Source organism: Pseudoflavonifractor phocaeensis, from assembly GCF_016901735.1.
Classification (GTDB): domain Bacteria; phylum Bacillota; class Clostridia; order Oscillospirales; family Oscillospiraceae; genus Pseudoflavonifractor_A.
Genome location: NZ_JACLZC010000037.1, coordinates 1 through 20,349 on the forward strand (window position 1 = coordinate 1; position 20,349 = coordinate 20,349).

The 20,349-nt window shown below is 65.8% G+C and carries 25 protein-coding genes; 5 read left to right on the forward strand and 20 right to left on the reverse strand.

The window, feature by feature from the left end:
• Positions 1-202 precede the first annotated feature (202 nt).
• Together H7U37_RS16085 and H7U37_RS09075 are read left to right on the forward strand one after the other, a co-directional pair.
• Positions 203-328 carry a hypothetical protein gene (locus H7U37_RS16085; RefSeq protein WP_272873478.1) on the forward strand — a complete coding sequence of 42 codons (126 nt, stop codon included), beginning with the start codon at positions 203-205 and terminating at the stop codon, positions 326-328.
• 106 nt (positions 329-434) lie between these two features.
• The gene (locus tag H7U37_RS09075; RefSeq protein ID WP_204875288.1) at positions 435-1,379 is read left to right on the forward strand and encodes a 2-hydroxyacid dehydrogenase; all 945 of its coding nucleotides are present in this window, start codon (positions 435-437) and stop codon (positions 1,377-1,379) included.
• Positions 1,380-1,460: 81 nt separating this feature from the next.
• Here H7U37_RS09075 and ribF read toward each other — a convergent pair whose 3' ends face one another.
• From ribF to H7U37_RS09120, 9 genes are all read right to left on the reverse strand, one after another.
• Entirely contained in the window at positions 1,461-2,381 is a 921-nt protein-coding gene (ribF, locus tag H7U37_RS09080) for a riboflavin biosynthesis protein RibF (RefSeq protein WP_204875290.1), read from the reverse strand.
• A gap of 5 nt (positions 2,382-2,386) precedes the next feature.
• A complete protein-coding gene (gene truB / locus H7U37_RS09085; protein WP_204875292.1) occupies positions 2,387-3,256 on the reverse strand; it encodes a tRNA pseudouridine(55) synthase TruB in 870 nt (289 codons plus the stop codon).
• Positions 3,249-4,208 (reverse strand): DHH family phosphoesterase, encoded by a 960-nt coding sequence (locus tag H7U37_RS09090; protein ID WP_207751984.1) that lies wholly within the window; start codon positions 4,206-4,208, stop codon positions 3,249-3,251. Before H7U37_RS09090 ends, truB begins: the two co-directional genes overlap by 8 nt.
• On the reverse strand, positions 4,205-4,594 hold the full coding sequence (gene rbfA, locus H7U37_RS09095; RefSeq protein WP_204875293.1) for a 30S ribosome-binding factor RbfA: 390 nt from the start codon (positions 4,592-4,594) through the stop codon (positions 4,205-4,207). The genes H7U37_RS09090 and rbfA overlap by 4 nt, the downstream gene beginning before the upstream one ends.
• A 214-nt stretch (positions 4,595-4,808) precedes the next feature.
• On the reverse strand, positions 4,809-7,184 hold the full coding sequence (gene infB, locus H7U37_RS09100; protein ID WP_338049814.1) for a translation initiation factor IF-2: 2,376 nt from the start codon (positions 7,182-7,184) through the stop codon (positions 4,809-4,811).
• Between the two features lie 111 nt (positions 7,185-7,295).
• Positions 7,296-7,799 carry a L7Ae/L30e/S12e/Gadd45 family ribosomal protein gene (locus tag H7U37_RS09105; protein WP_204875295.1) on the reverse strand — a complete coding sequence of 168 codons (504 nt, stop codon included), beginning with the start codon at positions 7,797-7,799 and terminating at the stop codon, positions 7,296-7,298.
• A complete protein-coding gene (gene rnpM, locus H7U37_RS09110) occupies positions 7,792-8,064 on the reverse strand; it encodes an RNase P modulator RnpM (RefSeq protein ID WP_204875296.1) in 273 nt (90 codons plus the stop codon). The genes H7U37_RS09105 and rnpM overlap by 8 nt, the downstream gene beginning before the upstream one ends.
• A 98-nt stretch (positions 8,065-8,162) precedes the next feature.
• A complete protein-coding gene (gene nusA, locus H7U37_RS09115) occupies positions 8,163-9,362 on the reverse strand; it encodes a transcription termination factor NusA (protein ID WP_204875297.1) in 1,200 nt (399 codons plus the stop codon).
• Positions 9,363-9,381: 19 nt separating this feature from the next.
• Positions 9,382-9,837 (reverse strand): ribosome maturation factor RimP, encoded by a 456-nt coding sequence (locus H7U37_RS09120; RefSeq protein WP_204875298.1) that lies wholly within the window; start codon positions 9,835-9,837, stop codon positions 9,382-9,384.
• Between the two features lie 339 nt (positions 9,838-10,176).
• On the opposite strand from H7U37_RS09120, the gene H7U37_RS09125 reads away from it, so the two are divergent.
• The 3 genes from H7U37_RS09125 to H7U37_RS09135 are packed head-to-tail and all read left to right on the forward strand — an operon-like array spanning position 10,177 to position 14,374.
• Entirely contained in the window at positions 10,177-11,109 is a 933-nt protein-coding gene (locus H7U37_RS09125) for an AAA family ATPase (protein ID WP_204875299.1), read from the forward strand.
• Positions 11,110-11,114: 5 nt separating this feature from the next.
• Positions 11,115-12,116, forward strand: coding sequence for a DUF58 domain-containing protein (locus H7U37_RS09130; RefSeq protein ID WP_204875301.1), 1,002 nt, complete (start codon positions 11,115-11,117; stop codon positions 12,114-12,116).
• Positions 12,113-14,374, forward strand: coding sequence for a transglutaminase-like domain-containing protein (locus H7U37_RS09135; RefSeq protein ID WP_204875303.1), 2,262 nt, complete (start codon positions 12,113-12,115; stop codon positions 14,372-14,374). Before H7U37_RS09130 ends, H7U37_RS09135 begins: the two co-directional genes overlap by 4 nt.
• A 68-nt stretch (positions 14,375-14,442) precedes the next feature.
• On the opposite strand, the gene H7U37_RS09140 is transcribed toward H7U37_RS09135, so the two are convergent.
• From H7U37_RS09140 to H7U37_RS09190, 11 genes are read right to left on the reverse strand one after another with little or no spacing between them, the layout of a single operon-like run.
• Entirely contained in the window at positions 14,443-14,889 is a 447-nt protein-coding gene (locus H7U37_RS09140) for a phage holin family protein (protein ID WP_204875305.1), read from the reverse strand.
• Positions 14,886-15,467, reverse strand: a complete 582-nt coding sequence (locus H7U37_RS09145) for a DUF2313 domain-containing protein (protein ID WP_204875307.1) — start codon at positions 15,465-15,467, stop codon at positions 14,886-14,888. Before H7U37_RS09145 ends, H7U37_RS09140 begins: the two co-directional genes overlap by 4 nt.
• Positions 15,464-16,525 carry a baseplate J/gp47 family protein gene (locus H7U37_RS09150; protein ID WP_243413624.1) on the reverse strand — a complete coding sequence of 354 codons (1,062 nt, stop codon included), beginning with the start codon at positions 16,523-16,525 and terminating at the stop codon, positions 15,464-15,466. The genes H7U37_RS09145 and H7U37_RS09150 overlap by 4 nt, the downstream gene beginning before the upstream one ends.
• Positions 16,526-16,537: 12 nt before the next feature.
• The gene (locus H7U37_RS09155) at positions 16,538-16,882 is read right to left on the reverse strand and encodes a GPW/gp25 family protein (RefSeq protein WP_204875308.1); all 345 of its coding nucleotides are present in this window, start codon (positions 16,880-16,882) and stop codon (positions 16,538-16,540) included.
• On the reverse strand, positions 16,873-17,259 hold the full coding sequence (locus H7U37_RS15755; RefSeq protein ID WP_420875800.1) for a hypothetical protein: 387 nt from the start codon (positions 17,257-17,259) through the stop codon (positions 16,873-16,875). Before H7U37_RS15755 ends, H7U37_RS09155 begins: the two co-directional genes overlap by 10 nt.
• Positions 17,256-18,218 (reverse strand): hypothetical protein, encoded by a 963-nt coding sequence (locus H7U37_RS09165; RefSeq protein ID WP_204875310.1) that lies wholly within the window; start codon positions 18,216-18,218, stop codon positions 17,256-17,258. Before H7U37_RS09165 ends, H7U37_RS15755 begins: the two co-directional genes overlap by 4 nt.
• Entirely contained in the window at positions 18,215-18,787 is a 573-nt protein-coding gene (locus H7U37_RS09170) for a LysM peptidoglycan-binding domain-containing protein (RefSeq protein ID WP_338049813.1), read from the reverse strand. Before H7U37_RS09170 ends, H7U37_RS09165 begins: the two co-directional genes overlap by 4 nt.
• 27 nt (positions 18,788-18,814) lie before the next feature.
• The gene (locus H7U37_RS09175) at positions 18,815-19,309 is read right to left on the reverse strand and encodes a hypothetical protein (protein WP_204875312.1); all 495 of its coding nucleotides are present in this window, start codon (positions 19,307-19,309) and stop codon (positions 18,815-18,817) included.
• The gene (locus H7U37_RS09180; protein ID WP_204875314.1) at positions 19,306-19,515 is read right to left on the reverse strand and encodes a molybdopterin oxidoreductase; all 210 of its coding nucleotides are present in this window, start codon (positions 19,513-19,515) and stop codon (positions 19,306-19,308) included. The genes H7U37_RS09175 and H7U37_RS09180 overlap by 4 nt, the downstream gene beginning before the upstream one ends.
• Positions 19,512-19,952: a hypothetical protein gene (locus tag H7U37_RS09185; protein ID WP_204875316.1), complete on the reverse strand. Its 441-nt coding sequence runs from the start codon at positions 19,950-19,952 to the stop codon at positions 19,512-19,514. The genes H7U37_RS09180 and H7U37_RS09185 overlap by 4 nt, the downstream gene beginning before the upstream one ends.
• Positions 19,949-20,338 (reverse strand): hypothetical protein, encoded by a 390-nt coding sequence (locus H7U37_RS09190; RefSeq protein WP_204875318.1) that lies wholly within the window; start codon positions 20,336-20,338, stop codon positions 19,949-19,951. The genes H7U37_RS09185 and H7U37_RS09190 overlap by 4 nt, the downstream gene beginning before the upstream one ends.
• Between the last annotated feature and the right edge of the window lie 11 nt (positions 20,339-20,349).

Genomic DNA, 20,349 nt, shown 5'->3' on the forward strand with positions numbered 1-20,349 from the left:
GCCGTGGATCAGCTCCGCTCCCCCTCCATGCCCTACGACCCCAACGGCGGCTTTTCCCCCGTGCTGCTGGAGCTGTCCGACCTGCTTCCCCTCTCCTTCTTCCTCCCCCAGCACGAGGACTGATCCGCCCCTTTTCAGTCCGTTTTATGGGACACTCCTTTTGCTATACTAAAGGCATCTCAAAGAGAAGGGAGCGTCTTTCATGGGCTATGAATTGAAATGGGTACACGGACATGTGGAGGTCTACGACCAGGCCGGACGGTTTTGCTTTTCGGCGGACAGCGAGGGAGAGGCGCTGTCCGAGCTGGAGGCGGCGGAAGCGGCCTAAGCCCTTGTTTCACCGGGAAAAAAGTTGTATAATAACCGCGCCGGGAGAAAAAAACCGGCGCGGTCTTTTTGCTTTTTTATTTGAAAGGAAAAAGGAGAACTGTCCTATGAAGCTTGCTCTCTTGGAACCGCTGGGCATCCCCCAGGACCGTCTGGTGGAGATGGTCGCCCAGGCCGTGGACGGCCGTATGGACGTGGTCGCCTATGACACCAGAGTGGAGGACGTCCCCACCCTCATCCAGCGCTCTCAGAACGCCGACGCGGTGATCCTGTCCAACTTCCCCTACCGGAAGGAAGTCATGGCCCACTGCCCCAACCTGAAGTACATCGACGTGGCCTTCACCGGCGTGGACCATGTGGATATCGACTACTGCCGGGAAAAGGGCATTGCCGTGTCCAACTGCGCCGGCTACTCCACCGTGGCGGTGGCCGATCTGGTGTTCGGCATGGTGCTCTCTCTGGCCCGCAATCTCAGCGCCTGTGACGCCGCCGTCCGTCAGGGGGGCACCAAGGCCGGCCTGGTGGGCTTTGAGCTGGAGGGGAAAAAGTTCGGCGTCATCGGCGCCGGGGCCATCGGCAGCCGGGTTGCCGCCATCGCCGCCGCCTTCGGCTGCCAGGTGTACGCTTACAGCCGTACCCCCAAGGACCTGCCTGGCGTCACCTTCACCGATCTGGACACCCTGCTTTCCACCTGCGACATCGTCTCCCTTCACGTCCCCGCCACCCCGCAGACCCGCCATCTCATCAACGCCGAAAAGCTGGCCCTCATGAAGCCCACCGCCCTGCTCATCAACACCGCCCGGGGTCCGGTGGTGGACAGTCAGGCCCTGGCCGACGCCCTCAACGGCGGACGCCTGGCCGGCGCCGGCATCGACGTTTTTGAGATGGAGCCTCCCGTTCCCGGGGACCATCCGCTCCTCACCGCCAAAAACGTGCTGGCCACCCCCCATGTGGCCTTCGCCACCGCCCAGTCCATGGAGAAGCGGGCCGTCCTGGTCTGCGAGAACCTGAGGGCCTGGTTGGACGGCAAACAAATCAACAAGATCTGCTGAATCTGTCCCGCGAAAGGGGCCATGCAGCGGAAAAGACGTACCGCCGAATACCTTGGCGGTACGTCCTTTTTTCGCGCTCTGTTACATGGGGTCTCTGGTGGCAAAATAGGTCCGGGTCTGCTGGACGTTGCGCATAATCTCTTCCTTCAGCTCGGCCACGCTGGGGAACTTCCGCTCCTCCCGCAGCCGGTGGTAAAATTCCATGTGGACCGTCTGTCCGTACAGGTCCCCCTGGAAGTCCAGCAAAAAGCCCTCCACATTGACCGCGCCGTCCTCGTCCACCGTGGGACGGACCCCCACGTTGGTCACGGCAAGATAGCTTCTCCCGTCCTCCAGACAGGCCTTGCAGGCGTAAACGCCCCGGGCCGGAATGAGCACGCCGGGCCGGAACCGGAGATTGACCGTGGGGAAGCCCTGGCTGCTGCCCAGGCGCTTGCCGTGGCCCACCCGGTCACTCATCACGTAGGGATGGCCCAAAAAGGTGACCGCCCGGTCCATCTCGCCCTGGGCCACCAGGGTGCGGATATAGGTGGAGGACACCGTAATGCCGTCCAGCTCCACCTTGGGGATGATGTCGCATCCCACGTTCAGCACCTTGCACAGCTCCGCCAGGCGCTGGGGGTTGCCCTCCCCCTTGTAGCCGAAGTGGAAGTCATGGCCCGCCACCAGATGGACCGCGCCGTGCTCGGCCACCAGGTACTCGGCCACAAAGTCCCACCAGGACATGTGCATCATCCGCTCGTCAAAGGGCGCCACGATCACGTCCTGGATCTGGTAGTAGCGGCGCATCAGGTCCGCCCGATCCACCGGCGCGCTGAGCAGAGGCGGGGGGCTTTTGAGGATCACGCTCTCCGGGTGGGCGTCGAAGGTCACGGCGGAGGGGACGGCGCCGGTCTCCCGGGCCACCTCGCCCACCCGGCGCAGCAGCGCGCCGTGGCCCACATGTACTCCGTCAAAAAAGCCCAGGGCGATGACCCGCCTGGTTTTTTCTCTCTGCTCCATATGCTTTACACCTCGAAAAAGCTCTTAATGGTGGCCAACTTTCCCTGTTTGGCCTGACTTACCGCCAAAAAGCCGCCCGCCGCGCCGTAGACCCGGTAGGTCCCGTCGTCCAGGCCGGGCAGCACCGCCGTCATGCCGTTGCGCACCTTCTTTTCGGTCTCGCCGGCCACGGTGAGGGCGGGGTGGCGGGCAAAATAGGCGTCCACCGGCAGCAGCAGGGCGGCGGGGTCCTCCGCCTGCTGGACGGCCTCCAGCGTGACGGCCCGGTCCAGGCCGAAGCCCGCCGCCCAGGTGCGCCGCAGGGCGGACATGCACCCGCCGCAGCCCAGCGCCTGGCCGATGTCGTGGCAGAGGGTGCGCACATAGGTGCCCTTGGAGCACCGCACCCGGAGGGTATAGGCGTCCGACCCGTCCCGGGAGACGATGTCCAGAGCGTGGATGGTCACCGGACGGGGGGCCCGCTCCACCTCCTTGCCGGCCCGGGCCAGCTCATAGAGCTTCTTGCCGTCCCGCTTGATGGCGGAATACATGGGCGGGATCTGGGCGATGTCTCCCCGGAACCGGTCCAGCGCGGCTTCCACCGCTTCCCGGTCCGCCGTGACGGGATGTGTCTCCAAAACCTCCCCGGTGGTGTCCTGGGTGTTGGTGACCACCCCCAGCTTTAAGCCGGCCAGATACTCCTTGTCCCGCTCGGCGGCAAATTCCACCGCCCGGGTGGCCCGGCCCACAAACACGGGAAGCACGCCGGTGGCCATGGGGTCCAGGGTGCCGCCGTGGCCGATCCGCTTTTCGTGGAGGATGCCCCGCAGCTTGGCGCACACGTCCATGCTGGTCCAGCCCTCCGGCTTATCGATGACGATGATCCCGTTAGCCATGGGCTTCCACCTGCCGGATGGCGTCCAGGATGGCCCGTTCCGCCTCCTCCAGGCTTCCTTCCACGGTACAGCCCGCCGCCGCGGCGTGGCCGCCGCCCCCCAGCAGGGCGCAGACCCGGGTGGCGTTGAGCCCGCCGGAGGTGCGTACGCTCAGCTTGCAGCGGTTGTCCTGCTTCTCCCGGATGGTGACCGAGGTCTCCACCCCTTCGATCTGGCCCAAAAAGGCGGCGATGTCCTCCATATCCTCCTCGGTGGCCCCCGCCTCGTCCAGCAGGGAGAGGGACACCGGGGCCACGGCGATTTTCCCGTTTTCATAGCGGTGCATCCGCTCCACCAGCAGCCGCTCCACCTGGAGCCGGGCCCAGCTCTTGGTGCGGAAGTGGAATTTGTTCAGGGCAAAGGTATCCATACCGGTCTCCATCAGGGCGGCGGCCACCCGGTGGGTGCTTGCGGTGGTATTGCTGTACTGGAAGCAGCCGGTATCGGTGGAGACGGCCACATAGAGGGGAATGGCCTCCTCCCGGGTGACCGGCCCCCACTGGCAAAGGATCTCATAGATGAGTTCGCCGCAGGCCGCGCGAGAGGCGTCCAGGCAGGTCTCGGCGGCGAAAAACTCCTGGGAGGGGTGGTGGTCGATGGCCAGGTCGATCCCCCGCTCCAGCCAGGGCCGCCCGGCATCGGTGATGAGGCTGACGGCGGCGATGTCCACGCTGACCACCTTTTGGGGTTGGTAGTCTACGGGGGCCAGCAGTCCCTCCAGATAGGGGGTAAAGAGATGGGTGGCCCCGGTTTCCGGGCAGATGTGGGCGGTTTTGCCCAGGCGGCGGAGGGCCCGGCACAGGGCGGCGGCACAGCCGATGGTGTCGCCGTCGGGCCGGCGGTGGGTCAGGATGAGGATATCATCCCAGCTCCGGAGGCGGACGGCGGCCTCTTCCAAGGTAATCCGGTTCATTCTTCCTCCTCCAGCACAATATGGGCGTTGGCGGGATTGGCGGGCTTGACCACCGTTTCGTCCCGCAGCAGGGAGAGAATGTGGGCGCCCTGGTCGATGGAGTCGTCCTCCACGAACTGGAGCTCGGGGGTATAGCGCAGGTTGAGGGCCCGGCCCAGCTCCCGGCGGAGATAGCCGCCGGCGGACTTGAGGCCCTTGACCACCTCTTTTACGTCGCTCTTGTCCAGCACGCTGACGTGGACCTTGCAAAAGCGCAGGTCGGGGGTGGTCTCCACGGCGGTGATGGATACCAGGCCGTGGACCCGGGGGTCCTTGACGGTGCGGATCAGGTCCGCCAGCTCCCGCTGGATCTCCTCGTTGATACGTCCAATGCGATTACTTGCCATATTATTCTCCTATTCATGTCATACAGACAGAAAGACCCGTCCCCTCCTCAAATGACTTGGGGATGGAACGGGTCTTTGTTTGGTTGAAAAATGGGGGATGGTTCTGCGGAAGACGCAGGCGGCCACCGCAGCGTTAAGAACATTTGCCGGTGGCAAATGTTTAGCGTAGGCCGGCACGGCTATGCCGGGCCGGTGACGCCCGTAAGAAGCAAAATTACACTTCGATCTGCTCCATCAGATACGCCTCGATGACGTCCCCTTCCTTGATGTCCTGGAACTTCTCGAAGGTGATGCCGCACTCGTAGCCGGAGGCCACTTCCTTCACGCTGTCCTTGAAGCGCTGGAGGGAGGCAATGGCGCCGTCGTAGATGACCACGTTGTCCCGCAGCAGGCGCATCTGGGCGCCGCGCTGCATCTTGCCGTTGGTGACGTAGCAGCCGGCCACCATGCCCACGCCGGTGATGCGGAACACGTTGCGCACCTCGGCCTGGCCCAGCTCCACTTCCTTGAACTTGGGGGCCAGCATACCCTTCATGGCGGTCTCGATCTCATTGATGCAGTCATAGATGACCCGATACATACGCATATCCACCTTGTTGCGCACGGCGGACTCCTTGGCGTTGTTGTCGGGCCGGACGTTGAAGCCCACCACAATGGCGTTGGAGGTGGCGGCCAGCATGACGTCGCTCTCGTTGATGGCGCCCACGGCGCAGTGGATGACCCGCACCCGGACCTCCTCGTTGGTCAGCTTCTCCAGGCTGGCCTTGACGGCCTCGGCGGAGCCCTGGACATCGGCCTTGACGATGATGTTCAGGTCCTTCATCTCCCCCTCCTTGATCTGGCTGAACAGATCCTCCAGGGAGACCTTGTGGCTGGGACCGGCGGCGGCGGCCTTCTGCTCGTCCTTGCGCTGGGCCACCAGCTCGCGGGCCATGCGCTCGTCATCCACGGCGTGGAAGTCGTCGCCAGCGCCGGGGACCTCGCTCATGCCGATGATCTCCACGGGCACGGAGGGTCCGGCCTCGGTGAGCTTCTGGCCCCGGGCGTTGGTCATGGCGCGGACGCGGCCCACGGCGGTGCCGGCGATGATGACGTCGCCCTGATGGAGGGTGCCGTTCTGCACCAGCAGGGTGGCCACGGGGCCGCGGCCCTTGTCCAGCCGGGCCTCGATGACGGCGCCGTGGGCGGAGCGGTTGGGGTTGGCCTTAAGCTCCTGCATCTCGGCGGTCAGGTTGACCATTTCCAGCAGGTTGTCGATGCCCTGGCCGGTCTTGGCGGAGATGGGGCAGATGATGGTCTCGCCGCCCCACTCCTCGGGCACCAGCTCATACTCGGTGAGCTGCTGCTTGATGCGGTCGGGGTTGGCGGTGGGCTTATCCATCTTGTTGATGGCCACGATGATGGGGATATTGGCGGCCTTGGCGTGGTTGATAGACTCCACGGTCTGGGGCATAATGCCGTCGTCGGCGGCCACCACCAGGATGGCGATGTCGGTAATCATCGCGCCCCGGGCGCGCATGGCGGTGAAGGCCTCATGGCCGGGGGTATCCAGGAAGGTAATGCGCTTGCCGTCCACGTCCACCTGGTAGGCGCCGATGTGCTGGGTGATGCCGCCGGCCTCGCCGGCCGCCACCCGGGCGTGGCGGATATAGTCCAGGAGGGAGGTCTTGCCGTGGTCCACGTGGCCCATGACCACCACCACGGGGGCGCGGGGCAGGAGGTCCTCCTCCTTGTCCTCGGAGACGTCGATGAGCTTTTCCTCGATGGTGACGATGACTTCCTTCTCCACCTTGCAGCCCATCTCCTCGGCGATGATGGCGGCGGTGTCGAAGTCGATGATGTCGGACAGGGAGGCCATGACGCCGTTCTTCATCAGGCACTTGACCACCTCGGCGCCGGTCTTTTTCATGCGGGAGGCCAGCTCGCCCACGCCGATCTCGTCGGGAATGAGGACCTTGACGGGGGCCTTTTTGGCGATCTCCTGTTGGAGGCGGCGCATCCGGTCCTGCTCCTCCTGGCGGCGCTTATTGCCGCCCTGGAAGCCGCCCTTGCGCTGGTTGCCGCCCCGGCCCTGGATCTTCTGCTTGCCGGCCTTCATGCGCTCGGCCTTTTCGGGGGCCAGCTGCTCCAGGCGCTCGTCGTACTTGGCCAGATTCACGTCGCCGCCCTTGCGGGTGTCCACGATCTTCTTCTCCGGCACACGGCTGGCGGGACGCTGACCGCTCTGCTGCTGGCCGCCGCTCTGGGCCGGACGGGCGGACGGCTGGGCGTTGTTGTGGTCGCCCTGCTTCTTGGGGGCGTTCTGACCGCCGCTCTGGGCGGGCTTGCCGCCTCTGCCGCCGGACTGCTGGCCGCTCTGGGCGTTTTTGCCACCCTTGGGCTGGTGGCGGGCCTCCGCAAATACAGAATCCATATTCTCCACCTGATTGTGCTGGGTCAGATACTCAAAAATAACGGACAGCTCCCCGTCCTCCAGCACCTGCATATGATTTTTTGGGGTCGTCGCGTAACGGGTCAGGATGTCGGCGATCTCCTTGGAGTTGCGCTTAAAATCCTTGGCCACTTCATGCACACGATACTTGTTGTTCAGCAAATAAAGCCACCTCCACTTGTGTGGACTTGTACCAACGAGGAAACACAAAAGGGCGCTTTTGTGCTTGCTCATTGGAACAAGTCCGGTCAAATACTGTCCGTGCTCTTTCTAACCTTTTCCATGGCGCGCCGTCTTTCCGCCCGGCTTTTTCCGGCCGGACCCGGGGGACTGATTGGGGGGCGGGGCCCAGGGCTTGGACTGACGGCGCAGGCGCTCCCGCTCTTTGGCGCGGCGGGCCTTTTCCGCCTTTTGCTGTTCCTCGGCCCGCCGGGAGAGGTCCTCCGCCAGCGCGCCGTACCGCGCCTGATCCATACCGCTCAGCGCCCGGGCGGCGGCGGCGGCCAGGCCCGGGTCGTTGATGGCCGCCATGGCGCAGCTTGTGCGCCCCAGCACGGCGCCCAGCTCTTCCTTACTGTGGGGCACCTGGCAGCAGGGCACGGCCTGTTCCCCGGCCCAGCGGACGCACCGGCGGACGCTGTTTTCCGCCGCGTCTCCCGCCGTCAGCACCAGCGCCGCCGCGCCGCTTTGCAGGGCCAGGCGGACCGGCTCCTCACCGGCGGCCAGCCGTCCCGCCCGGCGGGACAGCCCCACCAGATGCAGCAGGCTATCCATCTTGACCCTCCCGCATCTGCGCTTCCAGCGCGGCGTAGACCTCCTCCGGCATCTGGCAGGAGAAAGCCCGCTCCAGCGCCCGGCTCTTCCTGGCTTTGGCCAGACAGGCGGGGTCGGGACAGACGTAAGCGCCCCGGCCCGGCTTTTTCCCCTTAAAATCCAGGGACACTTCCCCCTCCGGGCTCCTGACCACCCGGATCAGCTCCTTCTTGGGCTTCATCTCCCGGCAGCCCAGACATTGCCGCATGGGGATCTTTTTCGGCATCTCGTTCGCCTCCTTGTGGGCGCGGGCGGCCATAAGGGCCGCCCCTATATGATAAAAGGCACACCGGGGGGCGGCCTTTCCGGGCCGCCTGCCCGGATTTACGCCTCGCTCTCGTCCACCGGGGTCTCGGCCACGGTCTCCTCAGCGGCAATTTCTTCCGCCGCAGGCGCTTCTCCGGCGGTCTCTTCGGTCTCGGGCAGCTCCTCGGCGGCGGAGGCCGGCTTGATGTCGATCTTGTAGCCGGTGAGCTTGGCGGCCAGGCGGGCGTTCTGGCCCTCCTTGCCGATGGCCAGGGACAGCTGGTCGTCCGGCACTACCACGCGGCAGCTCTTGCCCTCGTCCAGGGTGGTGACGCTGATGACGTCGGCCGGCGAGAGGGCGGCGGCCACATAGTCCGCCGGATCGTCGCTGTACTTGATGATGTCCACCTTTTCGCCGTGGAGCTCCTCCACGATGTTGTTCACCCGCTGGCCCCGGGGACCCACGCAGGCGCCGATGGCGTCCACATCGGCGTCGGCCGACCAGACGGCCAGCTTGGTGCGGGAGCCGGCCTCACGGGCGATGGACTTGACCTCCACGGTGCCGTCGTAAATCTCGGGCACCTCCAGCTCAAAGAGCCGCTTGACCAGCCCCGGATGGGTGCGGGACAGGAGGACCTGGGGTCCCTTGGTGGAGCGGCGGACCTCCATGACGTACACCCGCAGGCGCATCCCCTCGGTGATCTCCTCCCCCTTGACCTGCTCGTTGGCGGCCAGGTGGCCCTCGGTGCTCTCGTTGCCCGAGCCGATGCGCAGCGACACCGCGCCGGAGCGGGGGTCGATACGGGTGACCAGGCCGGTAACGATCTCATGCTCCTTGGAGGAGAACTCGTCATAGATCATGCCGCGTTCCGCCTCCCGCATGCCCTGGATGATGACCTGCCGGGCGGTCTGGGCGGCGATGCGGCCGAAGTTGCGGGGCTTGATCTCGATGCGCAGCACATCGCCCAGCTGAGCCCGGGGCAGCGTGGCCCGGGCTTCCTCCAGGCTCATCTCGGTGCAGGGGTTATCCACCGTCTCCACCACGTCCTTCTTGACGAACATACGCACGGTGCCGGCCTTCTCATCGGCCTCCACCGAGATGTTGTCTCCCACGCCCTCGTGGTCCCGCTTGTAGGCGGTCACCAGGGCCTGGGTGATTTTCTCGATCATATAGCTCTTGGGGATGCCCTTTTCCTGCTCGATCAGACCGATGGCGGCAAAAAATTCCGCCCCGTCCAGCTCATTGCTCTTTTGGGCTTTTGCGTTCTTTCTCGGCATGATGTTCCATTCTCCTTTATCAAATGCGCACGTACAGCCGTACCTGCGCCACGTCTTTCTTGTCAAACAGCACCGGCGCGCCGTCGATGTCCAGGGTGACGGCGCCGTTTTCATAGGCCGACAAAAGGCCCACATAGTCCTTGCGGCCCTCCCGGGCCCGGTAGAGGCGCACCTCCACCTCGCTGCCCAGAAACCGCTGGAAATGCTCGGGCTTTTTCAGCACCCGGTCGATGCCCGCCGAACCCACCTCCAGGGTATAGCTCCCCTCGATGGGGTCGGCCACGTCCAGCGCGTCGGACAGGGGGCGGGATACCGCCTCGCAGTCGTTGATGGACACGCCGCCTTCTTTATCAATGAATACACGGAGGAACCAGGTCCCGGCCTCCTTGACGTATTCCACATCCCACAGCGTACAGCCCTGCTCCGCCGCGATGGGTCCGGCCAGAGCGGCCACCGTATCGGTCACCTTTGCCATTTGCGCACCTCCGAATAGGGGCTTCCATAAATTTACATGCCCGTTTTTTTCAAAAAGAAGAGCGGGGCGGGCCCCACTCTCACAATACCTACACTACTATCATGGCGATTATACCACACACCGCCCAGCGGCGCAAGTAGTTTGCCCTATTTTATACGGTTGTTTCAGTTCTGACGGGGAAAAAGCGGTCATTTTTGTCCTCTTTTGTGTTTCGGCCCTCCTGTTTGGATTGACATGCCCCGTCTTTCTGCTAGAATAAAAACAGCGCCGCCCGCCTTTGGGCGTTGTTTGGGCGGCGCCTTCCCCTTTCACCCCCCGACGAGACAGTGAGGAATCGACATGAATGAACGCAATCGCGCCGCCGCGGTGCTGGCTCAGGTCCAGAAAGCGGTGGTGGGCAAGGATCAGATCCTGGCCCGGGCTCTGCTGGCCATTCTGGCCCGGGGCCACATCCTGCTGGAGGACATCCCCGGCGTGGGCAAGACCACCATGGCCCTGGCGTTTTCCAAAGCCCTGGGCCTTGCCTACAAGCGGGTGCAGTTTACCCCCGACGTAATGCCCTCCGACGTAACCGGCTTTTCTGTTTATGATAAAAACACCGGCAAGCTGGAATACCAGCCCGGCGCGGTGCTGTGCAATCTCTTCCTGGCCGATGAGCTCAACCGGGCCACCAGCCGCACCCAGTCGGCCCTTTTGGAGGCCATGGAAGAGGGACAGGTGACGGTGGACGGGGTAAGTCATCCGGTGCCCCAGCCCTTTTTGGTCATCGCCACCCAGAACCCGGCGGGGGCGTCGGGCACCCAGCTTTTGCCCGACTCCCAGCTGGACCGGTTTATGGTGCGTCTCTCTCTGGGCTACCCCAGTGCCGCCGACGAGGCCGACCTGCTCCGGCGCAAGCAGCAGGGCAACCCACTGGACCAGGTGGAGCAGGTGGCCGACGCCCAGACGCTGGAGGAGATGCGCAAAGCCACGGACCAGGTTTTTCTCAGTCCGCCGGTCATCGACTATATCGTCTCTCTGGTGGGGGCCACCCGCGCCCATCCCCTCATCGTCCAGGGTGCCAGTCCCCGGGCCTCTCTCGCCGTGGCCTCCATGGCCCGGGCGGCGGCCTTTTTCCAGGGCAGGACCTATGTGATCCCGGAGGACGTGCAGCTTGTCTTTCGGGACACCATCGACCACCGGCTCATCCTCTCTCCCCGGGTGGAGGGAGAGGGACTGCCCCATCCCACCGCATCCATTCTCAAGGGGGTCAAGGTCCCCCAGCCGGAGTGACGGCCATGGTGTTCCGTCGTCTGGGCTACGCCGCGGCGCTGGCCGGAGCGCTGCTGGCCTTTTTTCTCTCCTCCGGCTATTTCGCCTGCTATCTGCTGCTTCTCCTGCTCCTCCTGCCCGTGCTCTCCCTGGCGGTGAGCCGGCTGCTGGTCCGGCGGGTCTCTCTCACCCTGTCCCCCGTCCCCGCCCGGCTGGAACGGGACGAGGCTTTGTCCTTCCGGCTCTCCGTTCAGGGAAACGGCGGTCTTGTCACCCGCGTCACCGGCACGCTGGAGGTGGAAAACCGGCTGACCGGGCAGAAAAAAAGCGCCCGCTGGTCGCTGCCAAGCCAGGACGGAACGTGTGCGCTCTCCCAGTCCGGGCGCTCCGACCACTGCGGGCTGGTGGTGTGTACCGTCAAGCGGGCCCGGGTGTGGGATCTGATGGGGCTTTTTTCCTGGCCGGTGACGCTGCCGGCCCCAGCGGCGGGCGCGGTCTTTCCCCGTTTTTTGGAGGGGAAGCCCATGCCGGAGCTGGAGCGGCCCTCCGCGTCGCTCCGGCTGCGCCCCCGGCCCGGCGGCGGTCCCGGCGAGGACTACGAGCTGCGGGACTACCGCCCCGGCGACCCTCTCCGGACCATTCATTGGAAATGCTCGGCCAAGCGGGAGGACCTGGTGGTCCGGGAGGTACTGGAGCCCACCCCGTCGGCGGTGGCCCTGACCTTTGACCGGTCTCTTCCGCCCGCCGTCCTGGACGCGGTGCTGGACCGGGTCCAGGCCCTTTCCCGGCGGCTCATCGCGGCGGAGTCCCCCCATTTTCTGGTCTGGATGGAGGGAGACGCCCTGCAATGGGCGGCGGTCTCGTCCTCCGACCAGCTGACGGCGGCGCTGATGCGCCTCTTTTCCCGGTCCGTATCCGGAACGCCGGCCTCTCTGGCCGAGACGCCGGTGGCCATTCCCGGCTATTCGGGCCAGCTGCGCCCCTTCCACGTGACACCCGACCTCTGGCAGGAAGGAGGGGCGCTATGAGACGTTCCGGACGCGTGTCGGCGGCTCCCGTCCGCCTGCTGGCCGACAGCCTGCTTCTCTGGGCCTTTCTGTGGGGCTCCGCCGCCTGTTTTTCCACCTCTTTTTCCATGGATGCGGACCATGTGCTTTTGCTGGCCGGCTGTGGGGCGCTGGCCGTCCTCTATATGGCGGTCTTTGCCCTGCCCTTCCGCTTTGGCCTTCCCCTGCTGATGGCGGGAACGGCGGCGGCGGCCGGTCTGCTGTGGCAGGTGCGGGATCTGGTGTGGGCGGGCTGGGCGGCGGTCCAGTGCGCGGTGGTCAACGCCTACGCCCAGGTATTTCCCCAGATCCATACCATCGTCCCCATCGCCGAGCTGACCCAGCGGGAATGGCAGCTGGCCTTTACCGTCGCGCTTTTGCTCATGGCGCTGATTTTTGGCTATCTGCTGGGCTGGGCCCTGCTCTTCTGCCGGTCTCTGTGGCGGAGCACGGCCCTTGCTCTGCTGGCCCTGGCCCCCGGTCTGGTCATCGGGCTGGTTCCCGCCCATCTGCCTCTGATGGTCCTCACCGGCGGCTGGTGCGCGCTGCTTCTCTCCTCTCTGGTGCAGCAGCGGGACCCGGCCAGGGGCGGATGGGTGGCGCTGGCGTCCGGCGGCTGCGCGGCGGTGCTGCTGGCGGCGCTGACTCTGCTCCTCCCGCCCGGCTCCTACCAGCCGCCCCACTGGGCCGCTCAAACGGGGACCGCCCTGACCGAAGGGCTCCGCCGGCTGACCACCGGCCTGGATCTCAGCGGCTGGTCCCTGTTCACCGGCGGCCACGGGCTCACCGCCGCCGGCTCCTCCTCCCATGTGGACCTGGACGCCGACGTCCTGACCTACGACGGCCACACCGTCCTGCGCATCGAGACCGACTATGTGGGCAAGCTCTACCTCCGGGGCTACTCCACGGCGGTGTATGAAAACAACACCTGGTCCCCTCTGCCGGAGGAGGTTTACACCGGCTGGCTGGACGAAAACGGCTCCCTTGTGGGGGAAGGGGGCGCTCTGGACCTAAACCCCCTCAATCTGCCTGCCATGGCCGCCGGTGATTCCACCTATTATGCCATTACGGTGGAAAACCTGTCCGCTCCCGGCGGCTGCGTCTATTTTCCCTATCAGCTGCTCTCCCGTCCCGACGAGCTGCGGGGGGCCCTTTTTCAGGATGACGCCGCCCTGTCCCGGGAGCTGCTGGTGCGCACCCACACCTTTTATTTCCGGCCCAGCGCCCTGGACCTGAGCCAATGGGCGGGTCTTGCGGGGGAGGCCGACCGGGCGGAGACCAATTACGCCGGCCAATTTGTACCCAGCTATTATCTCCAGCTGCCCGACGGCATGGCGGAAGGGCTGCAAAGCCATTGCCAGGCCGCGCTGAACAACCACATGACGTCGGGGCCATTTTCCAGCCAGGCGGAGTACGAGCTGGCCGCCGCCCAGGCCGTCTCCGACTATCTGGACGCCCTGGCGGAGTACGATCTCACCGTATCCCCGCCGCCGGACGGCTCGGACTATGTGCTCTACTTTCTCAACGAGAGCCACCGGGGCTACTGTATGCACTTTGCCTCTGCGGGAACGCTGATGCTCCGGGCCATGGGGATTCCCGCCCGGTACGTCAGCGGCTTTACGGCCAACAGCAAGGGCGGCTCCACCGAGGTGCCCGACTCCGCCGCCCACGCCTGGGTGGAGATCTATCTGACCGGCTACGGCTGGTACCCGGTGGAGATGACCCCCGGCTACGGTGTGGAGGATGACCCTCAGGCCAGCGCCACGCCGGAGCCCTCGGCCACGCCCAGCGCCGCGCCCACCGCCTCCGTTCCGCCCACCGGCGCGCCCACCCAGACGCCGGACGTTCGCCCCAGCCAGGCGCCCCAGGACCAGGCGCGCCCCGCCGCCCCGGCGCTGTGCTTGCTCTGGATACCGGCGCTGCTGGCGGCTCTTGCGGCGGCGGTGGTCCTGCGCCGGCAGCTGTGCCGCTGGCTCCGCCGGCGGCGGTTTGACGGTCCCTCTCCCAATGAGAGCGCCAAGGCCCTCTACCGGTATGCGCTTGCCCTGGAACGCCGGGGCGCGCCGCCGCTGGCCCGGGCCAAAGCGCTGGCCCAGCAGGCCGCCTTCAGCCAGGAGGGGGTAAGCCGTGCGGAGTGTCAGGCTCTGCGCCGGCAAGTGGAGCAGTACGCCCTCCGGTTTGCCGCCACCCTGTCCCGCCCCCGCCGCTTCCTGCTCAAGTGGCTGTGGGCCCTGCTTTGACCAAAACGGCAAAAAAGCCGCTCTCCGGAAGGTGTGATCCTGCCGGGAGCGGCTTTTGCTCTTTGTGTTCAATTTTGCTCCTGCTCCGAATCGCTCCGGCTGCGCAGCACCTCCAGGGCCGCCTTCAGGAAGGCCGGATAGGGCACCCCCATCAGCCCCAGATTTTCCAGAATGGACAGGGCCTCGTTGGCGGTAAAGAAAAGGATCACCGCCGTACGGGCGTAAGCGTCCGCGCCCAAGATGGTGTCCAGCCGGGCCGCCACCAAAACCAGCAGAAGCTCCGCGCCCTTGCGCAGCAGCCCCTGAAAGCCGGCCCGGCTGTCCAAGGCGCCGTTTTCGCTCTTGTCGGACCGCCGGAACACGCCGGCCACCACCAGCCCCGTGCAGTAATCGGCCGCCATACACCAGATCAAGGTCTGGATGGCCCCGTCCCAGCCGCCCAGGGCGGCGGCGGCCCCACTGCCCAGGGCAGACAGCGCCGCCGTTACGCCGTATCGGATGGATGTGCCGTTCATACGTTTTCCTCCGTCTCCACCATTTTCTCCAGCGCCTCCCAGGTGGTCTCCAGGGCGTCCAGCGTCCCCCAGGTGCCGAACCGCTCCTCCATCTTCTTCCAGGTGATGTACCAGTAGAGATAGGTAATGTCCAGATGGCAGGGCAAAATATCCTCGATGATTTTTTGCATTTCCCCAAAGCCCTCCGGAATGCCGGGCACCTGTGGAAAGCGCACCGTCACATAGCCGGGCGTGCCGGTCTCCTCGGCCAGGGCGTTGAGGCCGCAGCCTCTCAGGTTGTCATTGATGTCCTGAAGGGTGAAGCTGTCCCCGCCGATGCGCAGCAGCGCGGCCAGGGCGGCCCGCCGGTCCTGGACGGTGCTGGCCACCGGTTTGCGGACCAGCAGCGCCTCCAGCCGGTCCAGTCCCCAGTCCTCCGCCGTGGCCAGCAGCGTCTCCCGTTCCGTCTCGTCCAGGGCGTCGGAGACCTGGTCCAGCGCCTCGCCCACCGCCTCCAGTGCGCCGCCGTTGATGGTGCCCTCCAGGCGGTAGACCCCCATGGGCGCCAGCAGGGCGCGCAGATTTTGTGCGCCTGTCATGTCTCCCCCTCCCAATCGCCCACGGTCAGGCTGCCCAGCCGCAGCAGGGTATCCGCCTGGGCGGGCACATCCTCGGCCGGCTGGACCACCGTGCAGTTGCCCACCGCCGGCTGGGAAAAGACCTGCTGGATCAGCGCCGCCCGCAGCAAACTCTGTCCCAGCCGGCTGCCGTCAAACCAGCTTGTCACCGCCGACTGCGCACTCTCCCGCGCCGCCTGGGCGGTATAGCCCTCCGCCGGCGCTACGTTTATACTCACGTCCACCTCCTGAAGCTCCGGTCCCCGGACCTTCACATCCACGGCGATCTCCCGGCGTTCCTGGAAAAATTGCTTTAACTCTTCCAGCAGCTGGTTTTCCGGCGTCCCCGCGGCGGTGGAGACCACCACGTCCACCGTCCCCACTCCCCGGCTCCTGGGGATGACGGCGGCGGCGGCCACCTCCGGGAAGGAGAGGGCTTCCTGCTGATAGAAGGCGGCGTTTGCCCCGTTGGGCATCCGGCGGTAGGTCTCCATCACCCGCTGGCGGAGGCTCTCGTCGTCCTCGGCGTCGCTGCCGCCGGCAAAGGCCGCGGGGTTGACGCATCCCGTAACCCCCACCGGCGCCACCGCCATGGTGAGGATGGTCCCCGCGCCCACATTGCCCGCCGTCCCCGGCTCCAGCGCCTGGGCGGGCACATCCACCGACGTCTCGCCCTGGGGCAGCACCGCCGCCTGGGTGGTTTCAAAGCGGATAAGACCCGCGGTCATGCACACCGTTCCCGCCGGGATGGACAGCGCGGCGCCCGCCGCCTCCCGCAGAAAGCGGATGCTCCCCTGGGCCGCGGCGGCGCTCCGCCGCTCCAATCCTCTGAGCTGAGCGTGAAGCTCCAGATAGCTTCCCTGGGCGGTCTGGGGAAAGGCCTGCCGTCCGATCCAGTCCTCCTGGACATAGAGGGCGTAGAGCTGGGCGGCCACAGCATAAAGCCGCACGGCAAGGTCACTGCCGGCGCCGGTCTCCATTCCGGTCTCTGCCTGAAAGCGGGAAAGCATTTCACTGTAAATTTCCTCAATGGTTTTCAAGGCGTTCCTCCCTTAAACGGTGGTTTGGAGCTGGAGCGGCTCGCCCTGCCAGTCCAGAAAGACCGTCAGGGCCAAGCGGTCCTCCTGCTGGGTCAGGGCGACGCCGGTGACCTCCAGGTCCGGCTCGTCGGCCAGGGCCTCGGCCACATACTGGCGCGCCAGGGCGGGGCGGACGCTGGGCTTTTCCCTGCCCAGGGTGTACAGGCGGCTGCCCAGCTCGGGCAGGAAGGGAAAGCTGCCCCGCCGGATGGAGAGCTTCCACAAAACCCGCTGAAGCAGGGCCTCGCCTCCCTCCACCCGGCAAACCCCTCCCTTTCCGTCGGGGACGTAATCGCCGTCCCGCAGCATCAGTTCCATGCGTTCTCTCCTTCCGCCGCCATTTCCCGGCCGTTAAACCGGAGGGATTTCCCCCAAATATCCACCGTCCCGTCCCGCTTGAGGTGGATGGACGGTCCGTCGTGCACGAAGATTTTTACCTCCCCCGGCTCCACCGCGCCCTGGCACCGCGCCCCGGCCACACAGGGGGTCTCTCCGGCGGCGCCGGCCTTAAGCACCAGGACCTGCTGGTCCAGATCGGGACGCCAGCAGTATCCCCCCGGCGCAAAGACAGGCAGGGACCGCCGCTCGCCGTCCAGATAGACCGCCGCCGGGTCGCCGGCCACGGTGACCTGTCCCAGCCGTGGAAATTCCGTCTGGGGGTCTGCTTTTTTGCTCTGCCGCACAAGCCACATCACAGGGTTCCTCCTTCCAGAGCCGAAAGGGACAGGGTGCTGTACGTCCCCTGTCCGTTCCAGCCGCATGTCATTTCCTCCACCCGCCAGTCACCGGCGCAGCCCGGCCAGGCGTCCTCCACCCTGACGCACGCGCCCGGCCAGGCGGGAAAGAGTGCGGTGAGCGATGCCTCCAGCATTCTGGCCTCCCGGGCGGACTGCCGGAGCTGATAGGCGCCGTTATACCGCATGGCCTCATAGCCGGTCTTATTGGGCATGGTGAGCACCTTACGGCTCAGCCCGCCCCGGGCGGAAAAGTCCTGGTCAACGACGGTATAGAGCTTTTGTCCGGCGGTGTCCCGCACCAGCACCCGGTCGTAGCGTCCATACCGCTTTTCCCGCAGCACCAGGGCGGTCAGGGCGGTATTGGCGGTGAGGGTGCAGGTGATTTCCGCCGCCGGGGCGGTCAGGACCAGCCGGCCCAGCCGGTCAAACCGGGGGGTAATCCCGCCGTAGCAGCGGGCAAACCGGTCCAGCACCTGCCATTCGCTGCTGCCGGTGCTCACCGAAAAGCCGGACACCGCCGGCATGGCGTCCGCCTGGGCCACCGATATGCCATAGGGGGCCACATGGTCCCGCAGGATGTCCTCCAGCGTGGCCACCTGGTAGTCGCTGCCCACCGCCTCGTTGTCCAGCAGAAGGGCGGCCATCCCCCGTCCCTCCACCGTCAGGCGGGTGCCGCCGTCCTCCCAGGCGCTCTCGCACTCGTCCACCACGCCGGTAAAGACGGTCTCGCCGTTCCACACCGCCTGAAAGCGGGTGGCCTCCGGCAGGGACTGGGCCAGGGTGCCGTCCCACAGGCAGGTGACGGAAAAGCTGTCGCAGGGGTCGCCCATGCCGTAGGAAAACCGCCACTGGCAGACGGTCGGCAGGCGGAGGGTGGTTCCGTCCCAGCACTCCAGGTATCCCGTCAAAGCCGTCATTGGACACGCACCTTCTCTCCCACCTGAATGAGATTGGGGTTTTTGATCTGGGGATTCAGGGCGATCAGCGCATTCAGGTCCACCCCGTAGTCCACGGCGATGGACCAGAGGCTCTCCCCTTTGATCACGGTGTGGTAGCGCGGGGCGTCGTCCGGGACCGTGTCGGTCTGGACCGTGCCGGACGGCCCGGCGACGGCGGTCAGCCCGGTCACGTGGCCGGTATAGTCCTCCCAAAAGGCGAAGGAATAGGCCACATAATCCTTTCGGGGCTCTTGCCGGAGGGACAGCTCGGCGAAATAAGCGCTGGCGCACTGCCACACCGGATGGACCAGCATTCCGGGGCCTTCGCCGTAAAAGACGGAGGCCAGTTTTTTGAACTCCTCGTAGGCATTTTCCCCCACAAATTCCCCCTCCCCCCGCATGATGCGGCGGGTGGGCCCCAGATCCTGGAGGGCGTAGCGGCCGAAGGGCACTTTTTTTACGCTGATGACCCGCTGGTAGTCGATGGTATAGGTCCTGGGGTTGTAGGGCCACACATAGTCCTTATAGCGCATGGCGCTGAGATTCACGCTGTCCGTACCTCCTTTGGGTCAGGTCTAGTAGAGGCGAAAGCCGCCGTCGTAGCGTCTGGCCTCCCGCTCCAGCCGCCGGTCCAGCCCGGCCAGGTCGGACCACCCCTGGTTCTGGGTCTCTTCCGCGGGCAGAAGGAGTGCGGCGGTCTTGGGGGCGGGGGATACGGCAAAGGAAAGGCGGCGCAGGGTGCGATACAGATTCCATGCGCTCTCCCGTTCTCGTTCTCCTTTGTCGCCTTTCTCTTGTCCGGCGGCGCGGCGCGGCGCATTTTCGCCCGTCCAGGCGACCTCCTGCCGGACCGGAACCGGCGTCGGAGGCTCCGTCCGCGCTTTTTCTATCCATCCGGCGGACAGGAGGAACCTTTCCGCTCCGGCGCGCCGCTGCTCTTCCGCCCCGTTTGCGTGTACGGCGGCTTCCATCCCCGCCCCTGCCGGACGAAGGACCGCCGCCGTAGCCGCAACGGTTTCCTCGTCCTCTTCGGTCTCCTGCCGGAGCAGGACTTCCAAATAATCGGTCATGGCAATTCTCCCCGACTGAGGGCGGCAAAGCGCGCCTCGTCAAAGGCCGCGTTTCGGCTTCCCTCGGCGTCAGCCAGGCGTAACCCGCAGACGGGACACCGGTCCTCCAGGGCCTGGGTCCGGCAGGCGGGGCACATCCGGTCCAAAAGCTCCTGGTCGTCCAGCATCATGTGGAGGGCGCACCAGAGGTAATCCCGGTTTTTCATCTCCCGGGCCCGCTCCTCTGTGGGTAGCACGCCGAAGGCACGGAGCACGCGCCAGCGCAGCCTGTCCTCCGGCGCGTGCTCCAGACTTTTTTTAGCCCGTCGATCCGCTCCTCTCCGCAGTGAAAGCCGGGATTTTCCGCCCGGTCAAAGCGCGCCCAGATGCGGGCCAGCGCGCCGATCTCCCGGGGCGTCAGGGCGTCCAGCACCGCCTGGCCGGCAGAAAAGAGCGGCTGCCCCCGGCCGTCCAGCAGAGCCCGGGCCAGGAGACAGGCGTTGGCGCACAGCGGCCGTTCTTCCGCGCCTTTTGCCAGGGTCTCGCTCTCCCGCCGGGCCTCCAGCACCTCCCGGGCGGAGAGGAGCCGCAGCTGCCGGCCATCCTCCAGGCGGAGCGCCTGGGGTCCGGCGGTAAGGGCGGCGGCGTCATGGGCCCCCGTCATACGCTGGTCTCAATGCGCCGGGCGGCCACCACGGTGATCTTTTCCACCACCATAGCGCCCAGCGCGCCGGTCTCGCTGATGTCCTGCCACTGACAGCCGGAGTAGATGATTTTCCGGTCCGGCTTACAGATCACCAAGCTGAAATCGGACAGGGCATGGAAGTCCAGCCCGTCCCGGACGGCCTCGTCGGTGGCATAGAGGCGGGTCAGCTCGATGATATGGGTCCGCTGACCGGGGATGGTGGCCACCGGCTCCTCTTCGCCGAAGGCCTCCACGGTCTGGCTGGTTTTGCTGGTTTTGGCGGCGTAGCTCTGGACCACGGCCACCTTTTTTCCGTCGATCTCCAAATAGATGTCGCTGCTGGTGGGAAAACCCGCCACCCCCATACTGGATTCCT

Coding starts and splice junctions, on each gene's coding strand:
- H7U37_RS16085 (WP_272873478.1), top strand. CDS start 203: ATGGGCTATGAATTGAAATGGGTACACGGACATGTGGAGGTCTACGAC.
- H7U37_RS09075 (WP_204875288.1), top strand. CDS start 435: ATGAAGCTTGCTCTCTTGGAACCGCTGGGCATCCCCCAGGACCGTCTG.
- ribF (WP_204875290.1), bottom strand. CDS start 2,381: ATGGAGCAGAGAGAAAAAACCAGGCGGGTCATCGCCCTGGGCTTTTTT.
- truB (WP_204875292.1), bottom strand. CDS start 3,256: ATGGCTAACGGGATCATCGTCATCGATAAGCCGGAGGGCTGGACCAGC.
- H7U37_RS09090 (WP_207751984.1), bottom strand. CDS start 4,208: ATGAACCGGATTACCTTGGAAGAGGCCGCCGTCCGCCTCCGGAGCTGG.
- rbfA (WP_204875293.1), bottom strand. CDS start 4,594: ATGGCAAGTAATCGCATTGGACGTATCAACGAGGAGATCCAGCGGGAG.
- H7U37_RS09105 (WP_204875295.1), bottom strand. CDS start 7,799: ATGGATAGCCTGCTGCATCTGGTGGGGCTGTCCCGCCGGGCGGGACGG.
- rnpM (WP_204875296.1), bottom strand. CDS start 8,064: ATGCCGAAAAAGATCCCCATGCGGCAATGTCTGGGCTGCCGGGAGATG.
- nusA (WP_204875297.1), bottom strand. CDS start 9,362: ATGCCGAGAAAGAACGCAAAAGCCCAAAAGAGCAATGAGCTGGACGGG.
- H7U37_RS09120 (WP_204875298.1), bottom strand. CDS start 9,837: ATGGCAAAGGTGACCGATACGGTGGCCGCTCTGGCCGGACCCATCGCG.
- H7U37_RS09125 (WP_204875299.1), top strand. CDS start 10,177: ATGAATGAACGCAATCGCGCCGCCGCGGTGCTGGCTCAGGTCCAGAAA.
- H7U37_RS09130 (WP_204875301.1), top strand. CDS start 11,115: ATGGTGTTCCGTCGTCTGGGCTACGCCGCGGCGCTGGCCGGAGCGCTG.
- H7U37_RS09135 (WP_204875303.1), top strand. CDS start 12,113: ATGAGACGTTCCGGACGCGTGTCGGCGGCTCCCGTCCGCCTGCTGGCC.
- H7U37_RS09140 (WP_204875305.1), bottom strand. CDS start 14,889: ATGAACGGCACATCCATCCGATACGGCGTAACGGCGGCGCTGTCTGCC.
- H7U37_RS09145 (WP_204875307.1), bottom strand. CDS start 15,467: ATGACAGGCGCACAAAATCTGCGCGCCCTGCTGGCGCCCATGGGGGTC.
- H7U37_RS09155 (WP_204875308.1), bottom strand. CDS start 16,882: ATGGAACTGATGCTGCGGGACGGCGATTACGTCCCCGACGGAAAGGGA.
- H7U37_RS09165 (WP_204875310.1), bottom strand. CDS start 18,218: ATGACGGCTTTGACGGGATACCTGGAGTGCTGGGACGGAACCACCCTC.
- H7U37_RS09175 (WP_204875312.1), bottom strand. CDS start 19,309: ATGACCGATTATTTGGAAGTCCTGCTCCGGCAGGAGACCGAAGAGGAC.
- H7U37_RS09180 (WP_204875314.1), bottom strand. CDS start 19,515: ATGAAAAACCGGGATTACCTCTGGTGCGCCCTCCACATGATGCTGGAC.
- H7U37_RS09185 (WP_204875316.1), bottom strand. CDS start 19,952: ATGACGGGGGCCCATGACGCCGCCGCCCTTACCGCCGGACCCCAGGCG.
- H7U37_RS09190 (WP_204875318.1), bottom strand. CDS start 20,338: ATGGGGGTGGCGGGTTTTCCCACCAGCAGCGACATCTATTTGGAGATC.